Source organism: Lysinibacillus sp. 10T31, assembly GCF_056394365.1.
In genome coordinates this window covers 1-1,043 of sequence record NZ_JBFTHS010000141.1, presented here as the reverse complement: position 1 = coordinate 1,043, position 1,043 = coordinate 1, and the positions used below count along the sequence as shown (strand labels likewise).

General features: G+C 60.5%; 2 protein-coding genes. Both read right to left on the bottom strand.

Going from position 1 to position 1,043, the window contains the following annotated elements; genetic code table 11:
• Positions 1-196: 196 nt before the first annotated feature.
• The gene (locus AC1DCY_RS27175; protein ID WP_477355803.1) at positions 197-433 is read right to left on the bottom strand and encodes a hypothetical protein; all 237 of its coding nucleotides are present in this window, start codon (positions 431-433) and stop codon (positions 197-199) included.
• Between the two features lie 97 nt (positions 434-530).
• A partial coding sequence (locus tag AC1DCY_RS27170) for a hypothetical protein (RefSeq protein ID WP_477355800.1) occupies positions 531-1,043 on the bottom strand: 513 nt, incomplete at its 5' end.

Genomic DNA, 1,043 nt, shown 5'->3' with positions numbered 1-1,043 from the left:
ACTCAGGTGTGGCCGTGGCGGCACTGGCATGGGGGCCGGTAACGAACTGGGCAGGGTGCTCGACGCGGTTGGCCAGCACCAAATGCGGGCGAGACTGAGGGCGACTCCGCAATTTTGTGGAGTCGGTCCCGGCGATGGCCGGCGGCATGTGATCGAGCAGGGCGGACAGGAGGCTCATAGCGCCACCTCGGCCTGATTACTCGTAATCCAATGTTCCTGTGATTTCAAAAACGCCGGCAACAGCGGCAACAATGGCAACAGCCCCGTAAACCGTGGCCTCCAGGTGTTGCCAATGCTTCCAAATTGTTGCCACCGGATTTTTACCGGCAACAGTGATAACCAGGCTGACGGGTTGAGCTGGCCCCTTATATTGAAACTGAGGTGTGTGTTGCCAGTTGTTGCCACTCTTTTTATAGGGTGGCAACGGCTGCAAGCCACGTCCCACAAGGCCGTTGCCGGTGTTGCCACTGTTGCCAGTGATTCTAGGTTCCTGTGTATTTGGGCAATGCTGATTTGCCCGAGTGGAGGCGTCATACACCACCCCCTTCGCGGTCCATTGCCTCGGGATCGACCACGTACAGGCGTGCCTGGCCACCACCGGGGAGCCGGTAGTTTTTGGTTTTGCGTTCGTTGTCGCGGCGGGCCAGGACGTTCGCGCCTTCCAGCGCTTTGATGATGCGAGACAGGCCGTAGCCATGGGCAGCTTCGATCAGTGCCGGCTTGTTGAACAGGTACAGGCGGTTATTGCCCGTCAGCTCCCAATAGCCGGCGCGGTTGAATACCTTGGTGTCAGGCGTCACGTCATCGACATCGGAAAAGCGGCTACTGCCATGGCGATCGATGAAGTCGAGAATGCCGGCGAGGATCTGTCGGTCTTCAGCATTCCCGCTGCCTACCCGACTGAGCCATTCGCCATAGAGCAAGCGGCAGTCGGCGAGGGCGGTGCCCGGTTTCCATGGCAGCAGGCCGTAGGCGATGGCCATCTCGCCCGCCAGCGCGATGACGGCGAACCGATCGGCCACGCGCCCGGCCTGAGCGTTGTC